Annotated in this window: 24 protein-coding genes; 15 read left to right on the top strand and 9 right to left on the bottom strand. The window is 58.7% G+C overall.

All coding sequences use genetic code 11. From position 1 onward, the window contains the following. The first annotated feature begins 68 nt into the window (after nt 1–68). Complete coding sequence (gene mutS / locus CHH27_RS19650) at nt 69–2,792, top strand: DNA mismatch repair protein MutS (protein WP_094073092.1); 2,724 nt, start codon at nt 69–71, stop codon at nt 2,790–2,792. Between the two features lie 392 nt (nt 2,793–3,184). Here the strand turns inward: mutS and CHH27_RS19645 are convergent, their stop codons facing one another. Further along, nucleotides 3,185–3,826 (bottom strand): DUF2799 domain-containing protein, encoded by a 642-nt coding sequence (locus CHH27_RS19645; protein ID WP_094073091.1) that lies wholly within the window; start codon nt 3,824–3,826, stop codon nt 3,185–3,187. Between the two features lie 288 nt (nt 3,827–4,114). Here CHH27_RS19645 and CHH27_RS19640 point away from each other — a divergent pair, with 288 nt between their 5' ends. Further along, complete coding sequence (locus CHH27_RS19640) at nt 4,115–5,296, top strand: MFS transporter (protein ID WP_094073090.1); 1,182 nt, start codon at nt 4,115–4,117, stop codon at nt 5,294–5,296. A gap of 10 nt (nt 5,297–5,306) precedes the next feature. On the opposite strand, the gene CHH27_RS19635 is transcribed toward CHH27_RS19640, so the two are convergent. After that, entirely contained in the window at nt 5,307–5,828 is a 522-nt protein-coding gene (locus CHH27_RS19635; RefSeq protein WP_094073089.1) for a DUF2244 domain-containing protein, read from the bottom strand. 22 nt (nt 5,829–5,850) lie between these two features. On the opposite strand from CHH27_RS19635, the gene nth reads away from it, so the two are divergent. Continuing rightward, on the top strand, nt 5,851–6,666 hold the full coding sequence (gene nth, locus CHH27_RS19630) for an endonuclease III (protein ID WP_094073088.1): 816 nt from the start codon (nt 5,851–5,853) through the stop codon (nt 6,664–6,666). Continuing rightward, nucleotides 6,663–7,211, top strand: coding sequence for a GNAT family N-acetyltransferase (locus tag CHH27_RS19625; protein WP_157739000.1), 549 nt, complete (start codon nt 6,663–6,665; stop codon nt 7,209–7,211). The genes nth and CHH27_RS19625 overlap by 4 nt, the downstream gene beginning before the upstream one ends. Nucleotides 7,212–7,214: 3 nt before the next feature. On the opposite strand, the gene irrA is transcribed toward CHH27_RS19625, so the two are convergent. Beyond that, nucleotides 7,215–7,634, bottom strand: a complete 420-nt coding sequence (gene irrA, locus CHH27_RS19620; RefSeq protein ID WP_208988295.1) for an iron response transcriptional regulator IrrA — start codon at nt 7,632–7,634, stop codon at nt 7,215–7,217. Nucleotides 7,635–7,986: 352 nt separating this feature from the next. Here irrA and fabA point away from each other — a divergent pair, with 352 nt between their 5' ends. The 3 genes from fabA to fabI all read left to right on the top strand — a co-directional run bounded on the left by fabA (nt 7,987) and on the right by fabI (nt 10,677). Then, the gene (fabA, locus tag CHH27_RS19615; RefSeq protein ID WP_094073086.1) at nt 7,987–8,493 is read left to right on the top strand and encodes a 3-hydroxyacyl-[acyl-carrier-protein] dehydratase FabA; all 507 of its coding nucleotides are present in this window, start codon (nt 7,987–7,989) and stop codon (nt 8,491–8,493) included. Between the two features lie 137 nt (nt 8,494–8,630). Next, a complete protein-coding gene (fabB, locus tag CHH27_RS19610; protein WP_094073085.1) occupies nt 8,631–9,854 on the top strand; it encodes a beta-ketoacyl-ACP synthase I in 1,224 nt (407 codons plus the stop codon). Nucleotides 9,855–9,864: 10 nt separating this feature from the next. After that, on the top strand, nt 9,865–10,677 hold the full coding sequence (gene fabI, locus CHH27_RS19605) for an enoyl-ACP reductase FabI (RefSeq protein ID WP_094073084.1): 813 nt from the start codon (nt 9,865–9,867) through the stop codon (nt 10,675–10,677). Between the two features lie 151 nt (nt 10,678–10,828). On the opposite strand, the gene CHH27_RS19600 is transcribed toward fabI, so the two are convergent. Continuing rightward, nucleotides 10,829–11,368 carry an SH3 domain-containing protein gene (locus CHH27_RS19600; protein WP_247646133.1) on the bottom strand — a complete coding sequence of 180 codons (540 nt, stop codon included), beginning with the start codon at nt 11,366–11,368 and terminating at the stop codon, nt 10,829–10,831. 248 nt (nt 11,369–11,616) lie between these two features. Between CHH27_RS19600 and CHH27_RS19595 the strand changes: the two genes are divergently transcribed. Genes CHH27_RS19595 through CHH27_RS19585 form a run of 3 tightly spaced genes read left to right on the top strand, consistent with a single transcriptional unit; the run spans nt 11,617 to nt 13,959 of the window. Then, nucleotides 11,617–12,603, top strand: coding sequence for a D-glycerate dehydrogenase (locus CHH27_RS19595; protein WP_094073082.1), 987 nt, complete (start codon nt 11,617–11,619; stop codon nt 12,601–12,603). A 21-nt stretch (nt 12,604–12,624) separates the two neighbouring features. Beyond that, nucleotides 12,625–13,515 (top strand): aminoglycoside phosphotransferase family protein, encoded by an 891-nt coding sequence (locus CHH27_RS19590; protein WP_094073081.1) that lies wholly within the window; start codon nt 12,625–12,627, stop codon nt 13,513–13,515. A 30-nt stretch (nt 13,516–13,545) separates the two neighbouring features. Then, complete coding sequence (locus CHH27_RS19585; RefSeq protein WP_157738999.1) at nt 13,546–13,959, top strand: DUF4279 domain-containing protein; 414 nt, start codon at nt 13,546–13,548, stop codon at nt 13,957–13,959. An 18-nt stretch (nt 13,960–13,977) separates the two neighbouring features. Here CHH27_RS19585 and dnaQ read toward each other — a convergent pair whose 3' ends face one another. The 5 genes from dnaQ to CHH27_RS19560 all read right to left on the bottom strand — a co-directional run bounded on the left by dnaQ (nt 13,978) and on the right by CHH27_RS19560 (nt 18,041). Continuing rightward, nucleotides 13,978–14,691 carry a DNA polymerase III subunit epsilon gene (gene dnaQ, locus CHH27_RS19580; RefSeq protein WP_094073079.1) on the bottom strand — a complete coding sequence of 238 codons (714 nt, stop codon included), beginning with the start codon at nt 14,689–14,691 and terminating at the stop codon, nt 13,978–13,980. Between the two features lie 445 nt (nt 14,692–15,136). After that, nucleotides 15,137–15,724 (bottom strand): dephospho-CoA kinase, encoded by a 588-nt coding sequence (coaE, locus tag CHH27_RS19575; RefSeq protein WP_094073078.1) that lies wholly within the window; start codon nt 15,722–15,724, stop codon nt 15,137–15,139. Beyond that, nucleotides 15,721–16,569 (bottom strand): shikimate dehydrogenase, encoded by an 849-nt coding sequence (locus CHH27_RS19570; protein WP_094073077.1) that lies wholly within the window; start codon nt 16,567–16,569, stop codon nt 15,721–15,723. Before CHH27_RS19570 ends, coaE begins: the two co-directional genes overlap by 4 nt. Beyond that, nucleotides 16,566–17,165, bottom strand: coding sequence for a Maf-like protein (locus tag CHH27_RS19565; RefSeq protein ID WP_094073076.1), 600 nt, complete (start codon nt 17,163–17,165; stop codon nt 16,566–16,568). The genes CHH27_RS19570 and CHH27_RS19565 overlap by 4 nt, the downstream gene beginning before the upstream one ends. Before the next feature lie 21 nt (nt 17,166–17,186). Then, nucleotides 17,187–18,041: a pyruvate, water dikinase regulatory protein gene (locus tag CHH27_RS19560; protein WP_198338256.1), complete on the bottom strand. Its 855-nt coding sequence runs from the start codon at nt 18,039–18,041 to the stop codon at nt 17,187–17,189. A gap of 426 nt (nt 18,042–18,467) precedes the next feature. Here CHH27_RS19560 and hemE point away from each other — a divergent pair, with 426 nt between their 5' ends. From hemE to CHH27_RS19535, 5 genes are all read left to right on the top strand, one after another. Beyond that, nucleotides 18,468–19,496 (top strand): uroporphyrinogen decarboxylase, encoded by a 1,029-nt coding sequence (gene hemE / locus CHH27_RS19555; RefSeq protein ID WP_094074879.1) that lies wholly within the window; start codon nt 18,468–18,470, stop codon nt 19,494–19,496. A gap of 3 nt (nt 19,497–19,499) precedes the next feature. Next, nucleotides 19,500–19,928, top strand: a complete 429-nt coding sequence (gene hemJ / locus CHH27_RS19550) for a protoporphyrinogen oxidase HemJ (protein ID WP_094073075.1) — start codon at nt 19,500–19,502, stop codon at nt 19,926–19,928. 296 nt (nt 19,929–20,224) lie between these two features. After that, the gene (rho, locus tag CHH27_RS19545) at nt 20,225–21,490 is read left to right on the top strand and encodes a transcription termination factor Rho (RefSeq protein ID WP_094073074.1); all 1,266 of its coding nucleotides are present in this window, start codon (nt 20,225–20,227) and stop codon (nt 21,488–21,490) included. Between the two features lie 117 nt (nt 21,491–21,607). After that, nucleotides 21,608–22,180: a GNAT family N-acetyltransferase gene (locus tag CHH27_RS19540; RefSeq protein ID WP_094073073.1), complete on the top strand. Its 573-nt coding sequence runs from the start codon at nt 21,608–21,610 to the stop codon at nt 22,178–22,180. 97 nt (nt 22,181–22,277) lie between these two features. Beyond that, a complete protein-coding gene (locus CHH27_RS19535; protein ID WP_094073072.1) occupies nt 22,278–22,856 on the top strand; it encodes a GNAT family N-acetyltransferase in 579 nt (192 codons plus the stop codon). Nucleotides 22,857–22,888 lie beyond the last annotated feature (32 nt).

Genomic DNA, 22,888 nt, shown 5'->3' with positions numbered 1-22,888 from the left:
TGAAGCCTCAAGCCAAGATGGCCTAGCCCCTTGGTGGAATGGCGCGCACAGTTTGCTAGTACTCTCCTATGAGTGGACAGAGCGCACAGAAACTGGCCCCGGCGGATGCCAAAGTCACGCCGATGATGGCCCAATTCCTCGAGATCAAGGCCGCCAATCCGGACAGTCTGCTGTTCTACCGGATGGGCGACTTTTACGAGCTGTTCTTCGAGGACGCGGAGATTGCCTCCGCGGCGCTCGGCATCACGCTGACCAAACGCGGCAAACACCAGGGTGACGACATTCCGATGTGCGGTGTGCCCGTCCATGCCGCAGACGACTATCTGCAGAAGCTGATCGCCAAGGGACACCGGGTCTCGGTCTGCGAACAGACCGAAGATCCGGCCGAGGCCAAGAAACGCGGTTCGAAATCCGTCGTTCGCCGCGAAGTGATCCGCCTTGTCACGCCGGGTACGTTGACCGAAGAACGGCTACTGGATGCCTCCAGCAACAACTACCTGATGGCGCTCACCCGGCTGAAGGGCGGCTCCCTGCAGGGCGATGCGGTGTATGGCCTTGCCTGGATCGAAATGTCCACCGGCACGTTCCAGGTTGCCGAAACCGATCACCAGCGCCTTGCTGCGGATCTTGCCCAGGTCAGCCCGAAGGAGCTGATCCTGGCGGACAACCTGTTGCAGGAAAACGAATTGCGGCTTTTGGCCGAACAGGCCGGCGGGGCCCTGTCGCCGGTGCCACGCGCCTTTTTCGACAGTTCCACTGCGACCGACCGGCTTGCGCATTACTTCGGTGTGAAAACGCTCGACGGCTTCGGCACGTTCAGCCGGGCGGAACTGTCCGCCGCTGCCGGCATCCTGTCCTATATCGAAAAGACACAGCTTGGCGAACGGCCGCCGCTCGACCCGCCGGTGCGCGAGGCCGGTGCCGGACGCATGCTGATCGATCCGGCGACACGCGCCAATCTCGAGCTTTCCCGAACACTGTCCGGTGAAAAGCAGGGCTCTCTTCTGGCGACCATCGACCGAACCGTGACCGGTGGTGGATCCCGGCTTCTGGCCAGCCGCCTGGCCGGTCCGCTCATCAATGTCGACGCCATTCAGCACCGGCATGATTCCGTTGCCTTCTTTCTCGACAACGAGATCATGCGCGAAAGCCTGCGTCAGACGCTGAAAGGCGCACCGGACATGGCCCGCGCCCTGTCACGTATTGCGCTCAATCGCGGCGGCCCCCGGGATATCCTGTCGATTGCGCAAGGGCTGGAAGCCGCGCGAAGCGTGCTGGACCAGACGGCCTCCAGTCCTGTCGAGATTCCGGCAGAAATCGCCGCGGCCCGCGCCAGCCTGGAGCAGGCGCCTCATGAACTGGGCGCTGAACTGGTGGCCGCGATCAAGGAGGAACCGCCGCTTCTGAAACGGGACGGCGGCTTCATTTCCTCCGACTTCAACGCAGACCTCGACGAACTCCGCGCCTTGCGTGATGAAAGCCGCAAGGTGATCGCCAAGCTTCAGGCCGACTATTCCGAAGAGCTCGGTGTCAGATCCCTGAAGATCAAGCACAACAACGTGCTGGGCTGGTTCATCGAGGCGCCGACGGCCCAGACGGAGAAACTGACGGCCGATCCGGGCCGGTTCATTCACCGCCAGACCATGGCGGGCGCCATGCGCTTCACCACAACCGAACTGGCCGACCTGGAATCCAAGATTGCCAGCGCCGGCGAACGGTCTCTTGCGATTGAACTGGAGATTTTCGACCGGCTGGCCCAGGCGATCATCGACGCCGGCGAAGCGATCAAATCCGCCGCCCAGGGCCTTGGTATCCTCGATGTGTCCGCGGCCCTGGCAAAGCTGGCCCAGGAAGAGGGATATGTTCGCCCAACCGTGGATGACAGCCGTGCCTTCGACATCAAGGGTGGCCGCCATCCGGTGGTCGAACGGGCCCTGAAAAAAGCCGGTGGCGAAAGCTTCGTTGCCAATGACGCCGATCTCGGTCCTGAAGCCGATGAGGATATCGGTCACATCTGGCTGATCACCGGTCCGAACATGGCCGGTAAGTCGACCTTCCTGCGCCAGAACGCACTCATAGCCGTGCTGGCTCAGATGGGCGCCTTCGTCCCGGCGGCCTCGGCCCATATTGGCGTGGTCGACAGGCTGTTTTCCCGTGTGGGTGCGGCGGATGATCTTGCCCGCGGCCGCTCCACCTTCATGGTGGAAATGGTCGAGACCGCCGCGATCCTCAATCAGGCAGGCGACCGGTCGCTGGTGATCCTCGATGAAATCGGTCGCGGCACCGCGACGTTTGACGGTCTGTCGATCGCCTGGGCCACCATCGAACATCTGCATGAGGTCAACCGTTCACGGGCCCTCTTTGCCACCCATTACCATGAGCTGACCGCCCTTTCGGCCAAGCTCGAACGTCTTTCAAACGCGACCGTGTCGGTGAAGGAGTGGAACGGCGAGGTGATCTTCCTGCACGAGATCGTGCCGGGCGCCGCCGACCGCTCCTACGGCATTCAGGTCGCCAAGCTGGCCGGTCTTCCGGCCTCCGTGGTTGAACGTTCCAAGCAGGTGCTCGGCCAGCTGGAGGAACAGGACCGGCGCTCTCCGGCTGAAAACCTGATCGATGAGCTGCCGCTTTTCGCCAGCATCGCCCCACCGCCGCCCAGCGCCACCGGTTTTGCGGAGCCTGACCCGTTTGCGGACGCGCTGGACGAGATCGACCCGGACGACATGACTCCCAGAGAGGCGCTGGAGGCGCTTTACCAGCTGAAGAAGCTGCGGGTTGAGCGGGACGGCTGAGAAAAAGAGTGGGTCTGGTGCCTTTGGCCGATCCTTCGAGACGGGCCTTTGGCCCTCCTCGGGATGACGCAGAAAATGGGGTGAAGTCTTTTTCACCCCCCATATAGGCCTCATCCTGAGTGTCTGGCCCGAAAGTGATCTAAGACGGAGCTTTCATCGTTCCTGGCACGAACTCGCCCCCTCTCGGTTGTCTTCCCCGCGAAAGCGGGGACCCAGTAACCTCATGAATCGGCGCTATAAATAAAATCTAACCTCACGGAGTCCTGGTTTCCCGCTTTCGCGGGAATGACAAATGTGACTGAAGCATTCGCCCCGGCCATCACTTTTGGGCCAGATCCTCAAGAGCCGCTTAAGCGGCGTCTAGAAGGATCGGCCACAAGCGCGTTTCACAACTACCAGCCAAATTGCCGGCCGGCCTCCGCATTGATCCGGGCCGTCACAATTTCCGCCTCGATGCGGGTATCTTCCAGGTCGTCGCGGGCAGCCCTCAGATCATATTCGGTATCCCGGACCTTGCCGCGCAGGCGCTTGCGTTTCTTGCGACACTCCTTGCGATCGTCTTTCCTGGTTTTCGATTTGCAGTCCAGATCGGTCAGGTCGTCTTCCAGGCGGTCAAGCCGATCTTCCAGGGACCTGACCTCCGATCGCGCGTCATCAACCCTGTTTTCAGCAGTCCAGATCACAAATCCCAGCTGATAGGCATGCTCGAAGCGGGAAGCGAGGGCAGGTGGGCAGATCGGCGACTTGGTCTTGTATTGTTTTCCGAGGGTGAAGCCATTGAGCGGTGTGCAGTAATTCTGAACGCCGCGATGCCAGCCAGACAGATAGGCATTTGTGTCCGGCGTGATCCCGTGCTTGCCGCAGCTCTTGACCACTTCGTCCAGATGACTGGTTGGCTTGCCAACCGAGGCGTGGGCCTTGCCGAGATCCGCCCAGTCTCCGGCCACGCATTGTTCCTTGGTGACAGCCGCACACCCGCCCAGCGCAAAAAGCCCTGCAGCCAGAAGGCCGCTTCCCAAAAGTGTCTTCCACATACCTGCAAATCCGATTGTTCGAAATCCGGTTCCCTGCCCGGGATCACATGATTTTCGAATTGAGAATCAAAAAGATGATGCTTCTTAGCCACCCGAATCTGAACGGGAGATGAGCAAGGCGCTCAATAGACGTTCAGGTTTTCAACGCCGGGCGGGGAAGACCAAATCGATTGCGGCAAGCGTGTGCGGTGGCAATTGCGTTTCAGACAACTGATCTGGTGACAGAAGAACGGTTCCGGCCTAGGCTTGTGACCCTATTTCCTCCGGTCTCCAGGTTTCTCCGTGTTCATGTCGTTTCAGCTCCCCCGGCAGGTGGTGCTAATCCTTTTTCTTCAGTTTTCGCAGTCGCTGGGCGTCTCCGCCCTGATACCGTTGATGAGCTTCTTCATCGTCGAAGGCCTTGGCGCTGCGCCCTGGCAGATCGGTCTTTATACCGGCATCGTTCTGCCACTGACGCTGGTCGCAAATCGCTGGGCCGGGGAGAGGCTCGACCATGGTTATGCAGTCCGACGCCTGCTGCGCTTTTCCGTTTTCGCCTTTCTGACCGTTTCGGCCCTGCTCACACAGGTAAGCAATCTCTGGATGCTCCTGTTGCTGGTGGCCCCCCTGACGAGCCTTTCCAACACCGGGTCAGGCATCATCTTCACCTTCGGCCGGCTTTATGCGGAACGAGAGGGACTGGATATCACCCGGGTCAATTCCTGGCTGCGCATGACGGTGTCTCTTGCCTGGATGATCGGTCCGGCCCTTTCCTTCTCGCTGGTGGCTGCATTCGGTTTCACTTCGGCGTTTGCCGTGGCCTTCGGGATCGGTCTGGCCTATGCCACCCTCTGGCAAATCGTGGTGCCGGCTCAATTCAAAGCCGAACCGCGCCCGAAATCGGATCGCGGCAAAGATCCGATCAACTGGGGCCTGATGGTGGCGGGGCTGATTTGCCTTGGATTCGTGATCACCAATTCGCTGTTTGTCTCTGCGATGCCCCTTTATTTCGTGCAGGAAGTCGGCCTGCCCGGGCAAACACCTGGCCTGTCCCTCTCCGTGAAATGCCTTCTCGAAGTGTTCGTCATTTTTGGTTCTGTCCGGCTGGCCGAGCGCATCGGCATCCGCCAGGTGCTGATGCTGGCCGCCGTCCTGGCCGCCACCAGCATGCTTCTCTTCGCCGAAGTCACCCAGTTGTGGCAGGTCATCGCGGTTTCCATGCTGGAAGGAACCTATTATGGGCTTTTTGCCGGCGTTGCCATCAGCTTTGTCCAGAGTTTCGCACCGGACCGTCCCGGCCGCGCAACGGCCGTCTACATGAACAGCCTCTTTCTGGGCGGGCTGATCGGCAGCGTGTCCATGGGCTTCATCGCCACGGCCACGGATTTCAGAACGGTTCTGCTGGTCGCTGCGGCAAGTTCAGTGACAGCTCTTGTCGTTCTGCTTGCGACACTGCGCGTTCAGCCGCAATCAGCGGAACAGGAACCTTAGGGTCAGGTCCCTAGACGCCGCCTGCCTTGGCAACCGCAAGCGCGTTGGCAATGGCGCCGGCAAAACTGGTGCGATCGTCCGGATTCAAGAAATTGCCCAAGTCAATGCTTTCCCCGCGGCTGGTCAGCGACACGGCAACCACGCCTTCATCCTCCAACCGGTCGATTTTCAGCCGGACCCAGACGGGATTGAAGGAATATTCCTGGAAGCGTTTTCCGGGTCCCACCTTGCGGATGACGATCTCCGTGCGGGACACGGAGACTTCCTCAAACGCCTGCGCGGACCGGTAGTTCAGACGGAAGGCAAACCACAGAAGAGCGATATCGAGCCCGAAGAAGCCGAAGACCGGCCAGGCGCCAATGCTCAGGAACACGATCCCGGAGACAAAACAGATCAGGCCGAAACAGATCATCAGGATCAGGAAACCATTCGGGCCAAGAGACCGGTGTGGCGTCAGCACGGCTGTAAAAAACGGCCGGTTGCGCCGCTCAAAATCGTCCTCCGGCTCGGGTTTCGGATTGTTCTCGCTCATGAGGTCTGATTATAGAGAGAACATGAGCCAAGCAAAGAGCCCCGCCGCCGCCAAGGCATCCAAACGCCCCGCCTCGAAAGCCAAGCCAAAACGGAAAGCGCCCTCCGTGGACAATCCGGGCAGGGTCCTGAAACGGTCTCGCTATTCCAAGGCCGAGACCTACGCCATTTTCCAGCGCTTTCATGCCGACAATCCGGAACCGGAAGGCGAACTTGACTATGTCAACGCCTATACGCTGCTGGTCGCCGTGGTCCTGTCGGCACAGGCAACCGATGTCGGTGTCAACCGGGCAACCAAACACCTGTTCGAGATTGCCGACACACCTGAGAAGATGGTCGCGCTGGGCGAAGACAAGGTGCGCGAGGAAATCCGCACCATCGGTCTTTTCAAGACCAAGGCCAAGAACGTCATTCTCCTGTCCGAACAGCTGATCAGAGATCATGGCGGCGAGGTTCCGGAAGACCGCGAAGCGCTGGAAAAGCTGCCCGGCGTCGGCCGCAAGACCGCCAATGTGGTGCTGAACATCTTTTTCGGGCATCCGACCATTGCCGTCGACACCCACCTTTTCCGCCTCGGCAACCGTATCGGCATCGCACCGGGCAAGACGCCACTGGATGTCGAAAAGGCGATGGAAAAGGCGGTGCCCAAGGAGTTTTCCCTGCATGCCCACCACTGGCTGATCCTGCATGGGCGCTACATCTGCAAGGCGCGCAAACCGGAATGCCGGCGCTGCGTCATCTACGATCTCTGCCGCAGCCCGGAAAAGGAACCTTTCGACGCCGTTCCGGAGATCGCTCTTCGCACCAAAGCCCAGATCGACAAGGAGAGCGCCGCGTGACCTTTCCGCTTGGACCTTTTCCGACCAGCGAACGCCTGCGTTTCCGCCTGCCGTCTCCCAACGATGCCGTTTTTTACCAAACGCTGATGAGTGAGCCCGACTACAAGCGGTTCATCCATGACTACGGAATTGACAGCCCGGAAGACGCGGCCACCTACATCAAGTCAAAGTCGCTGGTCCGGTTTGCCGCCCAGGGCGTTGGGCTGTGGCTGGTGGAATTGAAGGAGACGGGTGAACCGATCGGCGTCTGCGGTCTGGTGGTGCGCAAGGAGCTGAAATACCCGGATCTCGGATTTGCCTTTCTGTCCTGTCACCGCGGCAAGGGATATGGACGGGAAGCCGGCCAGGCTGTTCTGGATTTTTCCGCAGGTGAACTCAACTTGCGCACTCTTTGCGCGATCACCCATCCGGACAATGACCGCTCCGCCAACCTGCTGCTCAAACTGGGGTTTGAGCCCAGCGGACAGCGCCATCTGGAGGAGATCGGCTCCACCGCCAACTACTATGTCTGGAAACTGCGCTACGTCGAAGCCGGTCTCGGCTGACGGTCAGCGCTTTTCGCGCACCCGGACAACCACATCGACACGCACGACTTCCATGCCTTCCGGTGCTTCCGGCAGGCTGCCGATGCCAACACCTTCGCCCGGAATGTCGATCACCCGGTTTTCGCCTTCAATGAAGAAGTGGTGGTGATCGGAGGTGTTGGTGTCGAAATAGGTCTTGTTGCCATCGATCGCGACTTCACGCAGAAGCCCGACTTCGGTGAACTGGTGCAGCGTGTTGTAGACGGTTGCCAGCGAGACCGGCACGTTGGCGGCCACGGCTTCCTCATGGAGCAACTCGGCGGAGATATGACGGTCGCCCTTCGAATAGAGCAGTTCCGCCAGGGATACACGTTGGCGTGTCGGCCGCAGACCCGCTGTCCGCAGCATGCCGGTCACATCCTTGCCGGCAATTTCTGATGCCATGTGTGTTGTCATTCCGTTCCGATCCAGGTCTTCAAACACGGTTTTGTGGGCGCAATCAGCGCGCGGCAAGCTTGTTTTCCGGCCGCGTTTCCACGATCATGGGCCTATATCTGCCATTTCTTGCACCCAAGATGCAAGTTTTAAACGACAGGTCCGATCCGGCAAGGGAGGCCGGACAACGTCACGGATAATGCTGAAATCGAGTAAAAGACCGGAAAAACCCAGCAACTTCGCGCAAGTGACATCTTTCGGTCATGGTTCCCCTGTGGTAGGAAGGCGCCGCAATCGAACCGAAAACAAACCAATCCGGCCCTTGTCTGAACGCGGGCGGGACACAAAAAACGGATCCTGAATGACCGAGCGCCGCTCCAGCTACGATTATGAAGACCTGCTCGCCTGCGGCCGCGGCGAGCTGTTTGGCCCGGGCAACGCACAATTGCCGCTGCCGCCGATGCTGATGTTCGACCGGATCACCGATATCTCGGAAACCGGCGGTGAGTATGACAAGGGATATGCCCGCGCCGAGTTCGACATCAAGCCGGACCTCTGGTTCTTCCCGTGTCACTTCCAGGGCAATCCGATCATGCCGGGCTGCCTCGGACTGGACGCCCTTTGGCAGCTGACCGGCTTTCACCTTGGCTGGCAGGGTCTGGAAGGCAAGGGCATGGCGCTCTCGACCGGCGAAATCAAGTTCAAGGGCATGGTCACGCCGGACGTCAAGCTGGTTGAATACGGCATCGACTTCAAGCGGGTCATGAAGGGCCGTCTGGTGCTGGGCATTGCCGATGGCTGGCTGAAAGCCGACGGTGAACAGATCTACAAGGCAACCGACCTGCGCGTGGGCCTGTCAAAAGTCTGACACCCATTCGCATGATCGACTGTTTCGCCGGCGCTTCTTTCTGATTGGAAGCGCCGGTTTGCATATTACATACAGGCCGGCAGGCTGCTGAACTCCTTGAAGCCATGCCGTGCCGGATAAGACCATAGGAGTCCGCAATGAGACGCGTTGTCGTCACCGGTCTGGGAATCGTATCTTCCATCGGATCAAACGCACAGGAAGTGCTGGCCAGCCTCAGGGAAGGCAAATCGGGCATCAGCTTTGCTCCGGATTACGCCGAACACGGCTTCCGCAGCCAGGTGCACGGCATGCCGAATGTCGATATTCCCTCGCTGATCGACAAGCGTCAGCTGCGGTTCATGGGCGATGGTGCCGCCTATAACTACATCTCCATGGAGCAGGCGATCGCCGATTCCGGGCTTGAGGAGAGCGATATCTCCAACACCCGCACCGGCCTGATCATGGGCTCCGGTGGGCCGTCCACCAAGAACCTGTTCCAGGCGCACCAGATCGTTCTGGAAAAGGGCGCACCCAAGCGCATGGGCCCGTTCATGGTGACCCGCGGCATGAGCTCGACCAACTCTGCCTGCCTGGCAACACCGTTCAAGATCAAGGGCATCAACTATTCCATCACCTCGGCCTGCTCGACCTCCGCGCACTGCATCGGGGCAGCCACCGAACAGATCCAGTTCGGCAAGCAGGACGTGATGTTTGCCGGTGGCGGCGAGGAACTCGACTGGACCCTGTCCTGCCTGTTCGACGCCATGGGCGCCATGTCTTCCAAATATAACGACACCCCGGAAACAGCTGCCCGTGCCTATGACGCAACCCGCGACGGTTTTGTCATTGCCGGTGGTGGTGGTGTTGTCGTTCTGGAGGAACTGGAACACGCCAAGGCCCGTGGCGCGAAAATCTATGCCGAAGTCACCGGCTATGCCGCCAATTCCGACGGCTACGACATGGTGGCCCCGTCCGGGGAAGGCGGCGAGCGCTGCATGCGTCTTGCCATCGAAACCCTTGGCGATCGCAAGGTCGACTACATCAACACGCACGGCACCTCGACCCCGGTCGGCGATGTCGGCGAGATCGAGGCGATCCGCCGGGTCTTCGGCGAAAACCAGCCGCCGGCGTCCTCGACCAAGTCGCTCACCGGCCACAGCCTGGGCGCGACCGGTGTCCAGGAAGCGATCTATTGCCTCCTGATGCTGCAGAACGATTTCATCACGGCCTCGGCCAATGTGAACGAACTCGATCCGGCCCTGAAGCCGGAGGAAATCGTCACTGAGCGGGTCGACAATGCCGGCCTCGACACGGTCCTTTCCAACAGCTTCGGCTTCGGCGGCACCAACGCCTCGCTTGCGCTGTCGCGCTATCACGGTTGAGGAGCTTTGAATGTCTGAACTGATGAAGGGCAAACGCGGCCTGATCATGGGCGTTGCCAACGATCACTCCATTGCCTGGGGGATCGCCAAGACCCTTGCCGATCACGGCGCCGAACTTGCCTTCACCTATCAGGGTGAAGCTTTCGGCAAACGCGCCAAGCCGCTCGCTGACTCCGTCGGCTCGAATATCCTCGTCCCGTGCGATGTGGAAGACGTTGCCTCGGTCGACGCGGTGTTTGATCGTCTCAAGGAAGACTGGGGCAGCATCGACTTCCTGGTGCACGCCGTGGCCTTTTCCGACAAGTCGGAGCTGCGCGGCAAATATGCCGACACCACGCGGGAAAACTTCACCCGCACCATGATGATCTCCTGCTTCTCCTTCACGGAGATCGCCAAGCGCGCAGCAGCCATCATGCCGAATGGCGGTTCGCTGGTCACGCTGACCTATGGCGGCTCGACCAAGGTCATGCCGAACTACAACGTCATGGGCGTTGCCAAGGCGGCCCTGGAATCCTCTGTCCGTTACCTGGCCGTGGACTATGGCGAACAGAACATCCGTGTGAATGCGATCTCCGCCGGCCCCGTGCGCACTTTGGCAGGGTCCGGTGTTTCGGACGCCCGGCTGATGTTCAACTTCCAGAAGCGCAATTCGCCGCTTTGCCGGACCGTTTCCCTCGACGAAATCGGCGGAACCGGCCTCTATCTGCTGTCGGACCTGTCCGGCGGCGTCACCGGCGAAGTGCATTTTGTCGACAGCGGCTACAACATCATGTCCATGCCACGCCTCGAAGAGCTGAAGGCTCAGGAAGTCAAGGCAGACTGAAGCTGCTGACTGGCTGGAATCGAAAAAGGCGGCCGACTGGCCGCCTTTTTTTATTTGTCCCGGTCTCAGCTAACGCCGAACCGGGATGACAAGGAGAGGAAGATGCTCAAACAGCCAATTCACAGGCTCGAGAAAGTCACTGCTTCCCCGATCAGTCCTCCAGGGTCTCGTCGGGATAAACGCCGAAGAGACGCGTCTGGTCGAGCCAGCCGTCGTAATTGTCGCCATTGACCCGGCACCAGCCACCGGCACATTCGGTGATGGATGTCAGGACGAAGGGTTCCAGTTCGGCGACAATATTGGCATCGGACCGGGACCGGGCACGCAGCGGTGTCAGATTGGACTTTTCCCAGGGCGTGATCAGGGCCGTCCGGCGGCCCGACAGGAGCGAGTGGAACACCCAGCCGGTCTTGCCTTCCCAGTCACGGATCTGGCGCCAGTTTTCGAACTCCTGGATGATTTCCACCGGCAAACCGGACTGGACGAATGTCCAGGCAATCTTGTGTTCCCGGGACGGGCCGATGCGCACGTTCACCCGGTCGGATTTGAGGCTGACAAAGCGCGGCAACGGCAAATCGGTGGCCCGGGTTCCGTTTCCCTGCGCCCAGGCGGAAGCCGGCACGGCGGCAAGCCCGACCACAAATGCCATGAGACACAGAAAGAGCCGGGTCGCTGCGTACGTAGAAGCCATTATGTCCGGTTGTCCAATTGTTATTGATCGCTGTTCTGAGGCAAAGCTGTAGCGAATAATTTGCGTGAAAACCAGCGTTGGCAATTCCTTCGGCTGGGAAAGCGCGGCGAATGAAACCGATCCCTTGTTTCTGCCGGACCATCTGGTAAGGAAAAGGGTATGGTCTCTTCCGCTCGCGTCACGCGCGGCGTCAAAGTGGTCCCGTTGAGGTTAACAGAACCTTAACGAAGCGCGAAAGGCAGTTTGGTATGGCGAAAAAGAAGCCTGTCGTTGTTGTCACCCGGAAACTTCCGGAAGTGGTCGAAACGCGGATGCGCGAACTTTTCGAAACGCGACTCAATGAAAATGACAGGCCCTTCAGCCAGGCCGAGCTGGTCGAAGCCGTGCGAACGGCCGATGTGCTGGTGCCGACGGTGACCGACCGAATCGATTCGTCCGTCCTGTCTCAGGCCGGCGAAAATCTCAAGCTGATCGCCAATTTCGGCAATGGTGTCGACAATATCGACGTTGTCAGCGCCAACAACCGCGGCATCAATGTCACCAACACGCCGGGTGTCCTGACCGAAGACACTGCCGACATGACCATGGCGCTGATCCTGGCCGTGCCGCGGCGTCTTGCCACAGGCATCAAGGCAATTGAGTCCGGCGATTGGGCCGGCTGGTCGCCAACCTGGATGCTGGGCCACCGGATCTGGGGCAAACGCCTCGGCATCATCGGCATGGGCCGCATCGGACAGGCCGTTGCCCGCCGCGCCAAGGCTTTCGGCATGTCGATCCATTATCACAACCGCCGCCGCCTGCCGGAAGGTGTCGAAGAAGACCTGGAAGCCACCTATTGGGAGAGCCTCGACCAGATGCTGGCGCGCATGGACGTGGTATCAATCCACTGCCCGCACACGCCGGGCACGTTCCATCTCCTGTCCGCCCGCCGGCTGAAGCTCCTGAAACAGGATGCCTATGTGGTCAACACGGCCCGCGGCGAGGTCATGGACGAAAACGCACTCATCCGGATGATCGAAGGCGGGGAGCTGGCGGGAGCCGGTCTCGACGTTTTCGAACACGAGCCTGCGGTCAACCCGAAGCTGGTCAAGCTGGAAAACGTGGTGCTGCTGCCGCATATGGGCTCTGCCACCATCGAGGGCCGTATCGAGATGGGCGAGAAGGTCATCATCAACATCAAGACCTTCATGGACGGCCACCGTCCGCCGGACCGCGTCCTGCCATCCATGCTCTGAGCATCGAAAAGATCTTCAGGCATGACAGAGCCCGGCGAAACGAATTGCTTCGTGTACCCGGCGTCCTTGTCATGGCTGGAAAAACGGGAAGACGGCCGCAATTGGCTGAAATGCCTGCCGGACCTGCTTGCGCAGTGTCGCGACAGGTTTCAGCTGCAGCAGGTTGGGGATCCGTTTTCAAGTGGCAATGTGTCTTACGTTCTGCCCGCTAAACGTCACGGAGCCGACGCGGTCCTGAAACTGCAATTTCCAGATCGGGAATGCCGGTTTGAAGCGGACGCATTGAAGCACTGGGACGGCCAGGGCGCGATCCGGCTGCTTGACCACGCGCCTGACCTGAATGCCATGCTTCTGGAACGTTGCCGGCCCGGGCAATTTCTGGCCGATGATCCTGACGTCGATCCTTTGGCCGTTCTCTCAGGGCTGCTGAAAAACTTGCTGAAACCGGCCGGCCCACCCTTTACGCGCCTTTCAGAAGAAGCAGCGCTCTGGCGAAACAGCCTGGAAAGCGATTGGGAAGATGCGGGAAGACCCTGTGAGCGGCGTCTGGTGGACGCTGCCATGGCGGCGGCCTCGGACCTGCCGAAAGATGAAACCGATCTGGTGCTGCTCCACCAGGATCTCCACGGTCACAACGTCCTGTCCTCAGAACGGAGTGGGTGGCTTGCGATCGATCCGAAGCCCCTGGTCGGCGACCCGGCCTTTTCCTTAAGCCCGATCGTCAGAAGCTTCGAATTCGGACACAGCAAAAACGCAGCGCTTTACCGGCTGGACAGACTGTCGGAAGAGCTTGGCCTTGACCGCGAACGGGCACGGCACTGGACCATTGCCCAGACCATGGCCTGGGCCTTTTCCAGCGACTATTCCGAGCGGCATTTCGAGACGGCGCGGTGGTTGCTCGGCGCCAATTGATCAAAACGCAATACCAATTGAGGCATCACCTTGCCGGTAATCAGTGAATCAAGAACAAGACTTTGGATCAAAGGAGATGATCTCGTCCCGGAAGAGATATCCCGCCTGCTGGAACAAAAACCGGACAGGACCCATCAAAAAGACGAAGTGGTGCTGACGGCACTCGGGCGAAAGCGAACTGCAAAGACAGGCTTTTGGGAAATCTGCGCCGACAATTGCAGACCTGAAAATCTAGACGCCCAAATCCGTGACCTTCTTGCCGCTTTAACTCAAGACACCGCCGTCTGGAGAGAAATTTCAGGACGTTTTCAGATCAGTATTTGCAGTAGTCTGTTTCTGGAGGAAACGATGGGCGGCTTTGATCTCAGCCCTGAGACCATTCAAATGCTGGGAGTGCGGGGCATCGGCCTGGATGTTGACATCTTGGGCACAAGCGACGAGTGACCAGAACGGACAAGCCCGTCAGCCGCCGTATTTCGCCCAAAGCGCCTTTTCGCCCATGCCTTCAAGGAAAGCCTTGTGGGCCTCGAATTCGCTTTCAAGGGCCGGCCGTTTCAGAGGCGTCGGCCGCGGGCGGGCGTTGAAGGTGCCGAGTTCGCCGGGTTCGGTCGAACCGCTTGCCGAAGACGTGTCCTCTTCCTCCGGCATCAGGCCAAGACCCCTTTGCCGTCCGCCGATCAGCTCCAGGTAAACTTCTGCCAGAATTTCCGCATCGAGCAACGCGCCGTGTTTGACACGCTTGGAATTGTCGATGCCATAGCGCGAACACAGCGCATCGAGGGAATTGGGTCCGCTTGGCCGCTTGCGCCGGGCCATGTCCAGCGTGTCGAGCACCTGGTCGTTGGAAATCGTCCGCCGTCCCGCGCGCTCCAGCTCCATGTTGATGAAGCCCATGTCAAAGGCGGCATTGTGGATGACCAGTGTCGCATCACCGACAAATTCGAGAAATTCATCGGCAACCTGCTCAAACAGGGGCTTGTCTCTCAGAAACTCTTCCGAAAGGCCGTGCACCTTGAAGGCCTCTTCCGGCATGTCGCGCTGCGGGTTGATATAGACGTGATAGACATTTCCGGTCGGAATATGATTGATCAGCTCCACGCCGCCGATTTCGACCAATCGGTCGCCGCCGCGCGGATTCAGTCCTGTTGTTTCCGTATCGAAGGAAATTTCGCGCATTTGTCTGCCTTTTGCCTCTTCGATTTACTGTGCAGGTTAGCCGTGAGGAGACAAGGGGACGGGCCGGTTTTCCACGGTGTTCGGGGAAATTCAGGTTAAACAGAGCTGCTACTTGCCACAGCGTCATCCTGAGAAGGACCGCAAGGTCCGGTCCGCGGCAAGCTCCCAACAAGTGGCCCGTCCTTCGAGACGCCGCTAACGCGGCTCCTCAGGATGACGACAGTGGTGGCCGGGGCGAATGCTTCACTCACATTTGTCATTCCCGCGAAAGCGGGAAACCAGGAATCCGTGAGGTTAGATTTCAATTTTTAGAGCCGATTCATGAGGTTACTGGGTCCCCGCTTTCGCGGGGATGACAATAGACAGGGCGAGTTCGGGCCAGACACTCAGTATGACGTTGGTGGGTGAAGCGCGGCTGAGTTGCAAACAACTCGGCCAAAGCGTTCTAACAACAGCCGGCCAGCGCTTTAAGTATCGCCCGGACCTGCCGCTGTGCTGGGCCCATGCCGAGGCCGGTGTCCACCAGGAAGTGGGCGCGTTTCCGTTTTTCCGCATCCGGCATCTGCTTGGACAGGATCGCCTCGAACCGCTCCTTCGTCATGTCGGGCCGTGCAAGGACACGCTGTCGCTGGATCTCGGCGTCCGCGGTCACCACCACGATCACGTCGACCCGCCTTTCACCGCCTGCTTCAAACAGGAGCGGGATATCCATCATCACATGGCGGCGGCGGTCCGCGCGGGCCTTGTCAAGAAAGGCCTGCTCCTCCTCACGTACCAGCGGGTGCACGATGCTTTCCAGCTTTTTCATCGCTTCCGGTTGGCCCAGCACATGCGGGGAGAGCAGCTGGCGGTCGACCCTGCCGTCCCGAACCGTTCCCGGGAATGCAGCTTCCACGAGGGGAGCCGCCCGCCCGGCATACAGCATATGCACCGTTGCATCCGCGTCATGAACGGGCACACCTTCAGCGGCAAACATCTTGGCCGTTGTCGATTTGCCCATGCCGATGGAGCCGGTAAGGCCGATCCGGATCACGCGGTCACTCCAAGATCGGCAAGAACAAGATTGCGCAGGTCGTCATCCACCTCCGGGCGGACACCAAACCAGCGCTCGAAACCAGGCACCGCCTGGTGCAGCAGCATGCCGAGCCCGTCCACTGTCTGGTGGCCGCGCTGCGCCGCCTGTTTCAACAGGTCTGTTTCGAGAGGCGCATAGACAATATCCGTCACCAGCGCGCCTTCCGGCAAGGGTTGCAGATCGATTTCAAGCGGTGCCTTGCCAGTCATGCCAAGAGCGGTCGTGTTGACCAGCAGGTCCGCTTCTCCAAGAACTGTCCCCAGCTTGTCCCAGGTATAAGCAACCGTTCCGGAGCCAAACTCCTCCACAAGTGCTATGGCTTTTTCGTAAGTCCGGTTGACGATATGCACCGCTGTGAAGTTTCGGGAGAGCAACGCCCAGACAATGGCGCGCGCCGCACCGCCAGCTCCCAGCACCACAGCCGATTCACGTGAAACGTCCCAGCCAGGCGCAAGCTGGTCGAGATTTCCGAGAAAGCCGAGCCCATCGGTATTGGCACCGCAAAGCCGGCCGTCCTCATCCAGCCAGAGCGTATTGGCCGCACCCATGGCCTCTGCTGCCTCATCAAGCCAATCACAGCTTCCGGCCGCCACTTCCTTGTGCGGCACAGTGACGTTGGCACCATTGAGACCAGAGCGCGCGAAATTGCGAAAAAAGTCGCCGGCCTGTTCCGGGGCAACGTCTACCCTCTCGTAACTTCCTGAAATTCTGTGTTTTTTCAGCCAGTAGCCATGCACCAGTGGCGAGCGGGAATGCGCAACCGGGTGACCGGTGATGGCCGCTTTTCGAAAGGCCTCACTCATGTCTCGATCACCTCCAGGGCGCGCAATTCACCCAGTAGAGGCAGCAACGGCAGCCCCAGAATCGTGAAATAGTCGCCGTCAATCTTTTCAAACAATTGCACGCCAAGGCTTTCCAGCTGATAGGCGCCGACACTGGAAAGCACCGCTTCGCCTGCATTTGCCAGGTAGTGACCGATGAATTCCGGTGTCAGGTCGCGCATCGTCAGACGGGCGGTCGAAACCTGCCGCCAGATTGCTTCGCCATCCCTGGAAATCACCACGGCGGAATGCAGCTCGTGGGTTTTGCCTGAAAAGGCCAGCAATTGCCTGCGCGCCGCTTCCATGTCCTCGGGCTTGGTGCGGCGTTCTCCTTCAAAGGCCAGGATCTGATCCGCACCGATGACAAGGTCCCCCGGCCGTCGCGCGCTGACGTCATTTGCCTTGGCTTCCGCCAGAACGCTGGCAAGATCCTCCGGCGGGAAACCTGCTTCCAGCAGCGGAGCTTCAACGGCACGCTCGTCGACATCCGCCGGGTCAATCTCGATTGCGAGCCCTGCATTTTTCAGAAGTTCCGCGCGGATTTTACTGCCGCTCGCCAAAACCAGTGTCATTGCCATTCCTTCAGTCTGGTGCCGCGCTCAAAGATTTTCTTCGCCGGCATCTTCCCGCTTTTCCTTGTAGTCCTTGAACAATGTGAGGATCTCCGCCGCCGTTTCTTCCACAGACCGGCGCGTCACATCAATCAACGGCCAGCCCTGCTCGGAGCACAGGCGCCGGGTCATGTTGATCTCCTGGGAGATTTCCTTCCGATCCACATAAGTGTCGTTATAGCCTTCCGAATTCAGCGACAGCACCCGGTTCCGGCGGATCTGCTGAATGCGTTCGGCCGAGGCAATCAAACCGACGATCATCGGTGTTTTCAGCTTTTTCACATGGTCGGGAAGGGGAATACCGGGCACCAGCGGGACATTCGCGGCCTTGATGCCGCGATTGGCCAGATAGATGCAGGTCGGCGTCTTCGACGTGCGCGAAATGCCGAGCAGCACAATATCCGCGGATTCCAGATCGTCCCAGATCTGGCCGTCGTCATGCATCATCGTGTAGTTCAGCGCTTCCATGCGCTGGAAATATTCCGCGTCCAGCTCGTGCTGGCCACCAATCCGGTGGGTCTGGGTCACATTCAGATAGGACTGGAAGACCGCAAAGACCGGATCCAGAATGTTGACAAAGGGAACACCGAGTTCGCGGCACTTCATCTCCAGCCGCTTGGCGATTTCCTCGTCGACCAGCGTGTAGAGAACTATCCCCGGCGCCTTGCTGATTTCGCTGATGACCCGATCAAGCTGTTTTTGCGATCGCACGAGCGGATAGACATGCTCGATTTCCTGGACATTTTCGTATTGAACCGTTGCAGCGCGCGCCACGGTCATCAGGGTTTCTCCGGTGGAGTCGGACACAAGATGCAGGTGAAAGTAGTGTCTCGACTTGTTCACGGTGTCATCCCCAGGCCTGTTGATGATTTGGGCAGATCGGTTTCAGCCTTGTGCCTATCACGAAGTTTATGCCCGCTCAGCCGAAATTGTTAACAATGCTTAAACGCGCGCAAACCGATGCCGAAACGGATGTGCATGGATGTGGATTAACATGTCCGCTGTGACATATCGACAGACTGTCCACTGACGCCCAATTCCTTAACGAAACGTAAACACGCGAGCAAGCGGTTGGAATATCTGCGCTTATTCTGTTATCGACTCCTGGGGAGGAAATCTGCTGCACAATCGCGCCGATTTTTCCCGCCAAGAAAATCAGCCGCATGGATTGTGGACAGAAAATGATCCCGGTAATCCACGCACAAATAGAAAAAACAGATTCAAAATAAGAATCTTTATTGATTTGAAATGTGGGAAAGGCGCAACCTCATGCAATCCAAAGACAGGGCAGTGATGCGGGTTCTCTCAGGAGAAAAACTCTGGCCGCCCCCCATCTGGATGATGCGTCAGGCAGGACGCTACCTTCCCGAATATCGCAAGGTTCGATCCCAGGCAGCCAACTTCCTGGAGTTCTGCTACACGCCCGACCTTGCAACCGAAGTCACTCTCCAGCCGATACGCCGGTATGGCTTTGATGCAAGCATTCTGTTTTCCGACATCTTCGTCGTACCGGACGCGATCGGGTACCCGGTTCGTTTTGAAGAAGGACGGGGTCCTGTTCTGGAACCTCTCTCATCCGACCTCCTGGATCGTCTGGAGCAGGACAGAGCCGAGGATCATCTCAAACCGGTCATAGAGACGGTTTCGCGGCTTCGCGCCGAGCTGCCCACGGAAACGACCCTGTTGGGCTTCTGTGGCGCTCCCTGGACCGTTGCGTGTTATTCCGTCGCCGGCCACACCACCCAGGATCAGGTTGCCGCGCGTGTTGGTGCCTATCGGAACCCGGATCTGATGCAGCGGTTCATCGACCAGCTGGTAACGGCTTCGATCCGCTATCTGATCCGCCAGCTCGATGCAGGTGCCGACGCGGTGCAGATCTTCGACACCTGGGCTGGTGTTCTCGACGAGGCCGGTTTCAAGCGCTGGTCGATCGAACCGACACGGCGGATTGTCGACGGCGTGCGCAAGGAACGTCCCGACGCCAAGATCATCGGATTTCCGAAAGCCTCTTCCGCCCGCATGGCAGCCTATGTGGAGGGCACGGGAGTGGACGCGGTCGGCTTTGACTGGACGGCGCCGGATGAGGTGGCCCTGAATATCCAGAAGAAAGTGCCGATCCAGGGCAATCTCGATCCGATGCGGCTGGTTGCCGGCGGCAAGGCGCTGGAAGACGGGGTCGATCACATCCTGAAAACCTTCGACAAGGGTCCCCTGGTTTTCAATCTGGGTCACGGCGTGACACCGGATGCGGATCCGGAGAACGTGGCCCGCATGGTCGAACTGGTCAGGAAAGGCTGAGCCGTGGATCTCTTTCTCTGGATCAAGGCGCTTCACGTCATTTCGATCATCGCCTGGATGGCGGGCATGCTCTACCTGCCCCGGCTCTTCGTCTATCATGTCGATGCCGAACCGGGCTCCGTTCAGTCGGAAACCTTCAAGGTAATGGAGCGCCGTCTTCTGAAGGCCATCATCAATCCGGCCATGATCGCCTCCTGGCTCTTCGGTCTCTGGCTGGCCTGGGAACTGCAGGCCTGGCAGGACGGCTGGTTCCACGCCAAGTTCCTGTTCGTTCTCTTGATGTCCGGGGTTCACGGTCACCTGAGCAGCTGCGTGAAAAAGTTTGCCAGGGACGAAAACACGAAGCCGGCGCGTTACTACCGGATCCTCAATGAGGTGCCGACGGTCCTGATGATCGGCATCGTCATTTTCGTGATCGTCAAACCGTTCTGAATTGCCTCAACGGGAGTTATGGGCGGCGGCTGGACAGCGGCTGCCCATTTCACAGATGGCCGGACATGTCGGTAGCCTAAAAAACTGGCAGTTTTCCCGGCTTGCGCTTTACCATAAAACGACGTATCTTCCGCCCATCTTCTAACGGCGCAGTGCACGTTTTCAGTCGCACCGCAGATGCCGGACAATCTGGACACGTCTAAAAGTCTCTCAGATATCTTCTGGCCGACCCATCACATCCGGCTCAGAACGACCTTCCAAATCTCATCCAAAACAACAAATCAAACCCCAACTCGATGCGGGAAATGAAACTCAAAGACCTAAAAGAAAAAACACCGACAGAGCTGCTCCAATTTGCCGAGGAGCTTGAAGTCGAAAACGCCAGCACCATGCGCAAGCAGGAGCTGATGTTCGCCATCCTGAAGAACCTCGCGGCCCAGGATGTGGAAATTATCGGCGAAGGCGTCGTCGAGGTCCTGCAGGACGGCTTCGGCTTCCTCAGATCTCCCGATGCGAACTACCTGCCGGGCCCGGACGATATTTACGTCTCACCCTCGCAGATCCGCCGTTTTTCCCTGCGGACAGGGGACACAGTCGAAGGGCAGATTCGCAGCCCGAAAGAAGGCGAACGCTACTTTGCCCTTCTGAAAGTGAACACCATCAATTTCGAAGATCCGGAAAAAGCCCGGCACAAGGTTCACTTCGACAACCTGACACCTCTTTATCCGGACGAACGTTTCCGGATGGAAATCGAAGATCCGACCATCAAGGATCTGTCTTCCCGGGTCATCGACCTGGTTGCGCCGCTCGGGAAGGGCCAGCGCGCCCTGATCACCGCACCGCCGCGCACGGGTAAGACCGTCTTCCTTCAGAACATTGCCAAGTCGATCACCAACAATCACCCGGAATGTTATCTGATCGTTCTTCTGATCGATGAACGTCCGGAAGAAGTGACTGACATGCAGCGCACCGTGAACGGGGAAGTGGTGTCGTCGACCTTCGACGAACCCGCCTCCCGCCACGTGCAGGTTGCCGAGATGGTGATTGAAAAGGCCAAGCGCCTGACCGAGCATGGTCGCGACGTTGTCATCCTGCTCGATTCCATCACCCGCCTGGGCCGTGCCTACAACACCGTCGTGCCGTCCTCGGGCAAGGTCCTGACCGGTGGTGTCGACGCCAATGCGCTGCAGCGGCCGAAGCGTTTCTTCGGTGCTGCCCGTAACATTGAAGAGGGCGGTTCTCTGACGATCATCGCGACCGCTCTGATCGACACCGGCAGCCGCATGGACGAAGTCATCTTCGAAGAGTTCAAGGGGACGGGTAACTCCGAAATCATCCTGGACCGGAAGATTTCCGACAAGCGCGTTTATCCTGCGATCGATATCCAGCGCTCCGGCACCCGCAAGGAAGAGCTTCTGGTTCCGCACGAGCGGCTCAAGAAGACCTTTGTTCTGCGCCGGATCCTCAACCCGATGGGCACGGTCGATGCGGTCGAGTTCCTGCTCGACAAGCTGAAACAGACCAAGTCCAACGACGACTTCTTCGACAGCATGAACACTTGATCCGATCCGGATCTCACACTATCCAGAGGCGCGACTCGCTAGAGTTCGCGCCTTTACTTTTTGTTAACACTCCCTGTTTCACGTGAATCCACCCACCTTTTGATTCGGATCCGTTTCATGACCAAGACTGTTTTTCTGGAAACAGACAGATTGCTCCTGCGCGCGTGGCAGGAAGGCGACGTTGAACCTTTTGCGGCCTTGTGTGCTGATCCGGAGGTCATGCGTTATTTCCCTGAACCATTGACCCGGGAGAAATCAGAACAACTGATCGCGCGCGCGCAGGAAAAGCAGGAGAAGGACGGTTTCTCCATTGCCCCTGTCGAAATCAAAAAGACCGGAGAATTCCTTGGCTTCGTGGGTCTGAATGTTCCAACCTACGCTGCACCATTGCCGTTCGATCCATGTGTTGAAATCGGCTGGCGATTGAGCAAGTCATCCTGGGGAAAGGGATATGCGAGCGAAGCGGCCAGGGCCTGGCTTCGATTCGGTTTTGAAACTGTTGGTCTTGAGGAAATCGTTGCCTTTACCATCCCGGCCAATCTGCCATCGCAAAAAGTCATGGAGCGGATTGGCATGACCCGCGATTTCGACGGTGATTTCCGCCATCCTAGCCTTCCGGCAGATCATCCGATTTCCGAGCATGTGCTTTACCGGTTGAGCAAGACCAACTGGTTGGCACAGCAGGTGTGACCGATACTGAAGGAGGCCCGGTGGCAGATTCACGTGAAACGCTTTCGGACATCCTCAGCGATGGACGTGAGATCAGGTTTCAAGCCCTGAAAGGCGGATGAAGACAGTGCCGACCGACTTTGAACTGGAAACAGATCGGCTCAGACTTCGAATGTGGCGGGAGGCCGATCTGGACGCCTTTGCTGCCATCTGTGCTGATCCGGCCGTGATGCGGTTCTTCCCGAACTGTCTGACCAGGGAAAAAACGGCGAAGCTGATTTCCATGGGTAGAGACTGTTTCGAAAGGCACGGCGTTTTCTATTCACCTCTGGAAGTCAAGTCGACCGGAGAATTCATCGGCTTTGCTGGTCTCGATGTCCATTCTGCCGGTTCCTTGTCTTTCGCTCCCTGTGTCGATATCGGCTGGCGTTTAAAGCAAAGCGCCTGGGGTATGGGGTATGCAAGCGAGGCTGCCAGGGCCTGGCTTCGATTCGGGTTCGAGACGAAGGGATATGAGGAGATCGTCTCTTTTACCATCCCGGGCAACAGCCCTTCGCGGCGGGTCATGGAGCGGATCGGAATGACTCGGGATGGTGCAGGCGACTTCCGGCACCCGGCAATTCCGAAGGATCACCCATGCTCTGTTCATGTGCTCTATCGCCTGTCCAGGCAGGAGTGGAAACACCAATCTGGATAGGGTGAACATCGGTAGCTCTCCGATTCACGTGA

Origin of the sequence: Labrenzia sp. VG12 (assembly GCF_002237595.1) — a bacterium.
GTDB lineage: Bacteria > Pseudomonadota > Alphaproteobacteria > Rhizobiales > Stappiaceae > Roseibium.
This window is presented reverse-complemented; position numbering and strand designations above follow the sequence as displayed.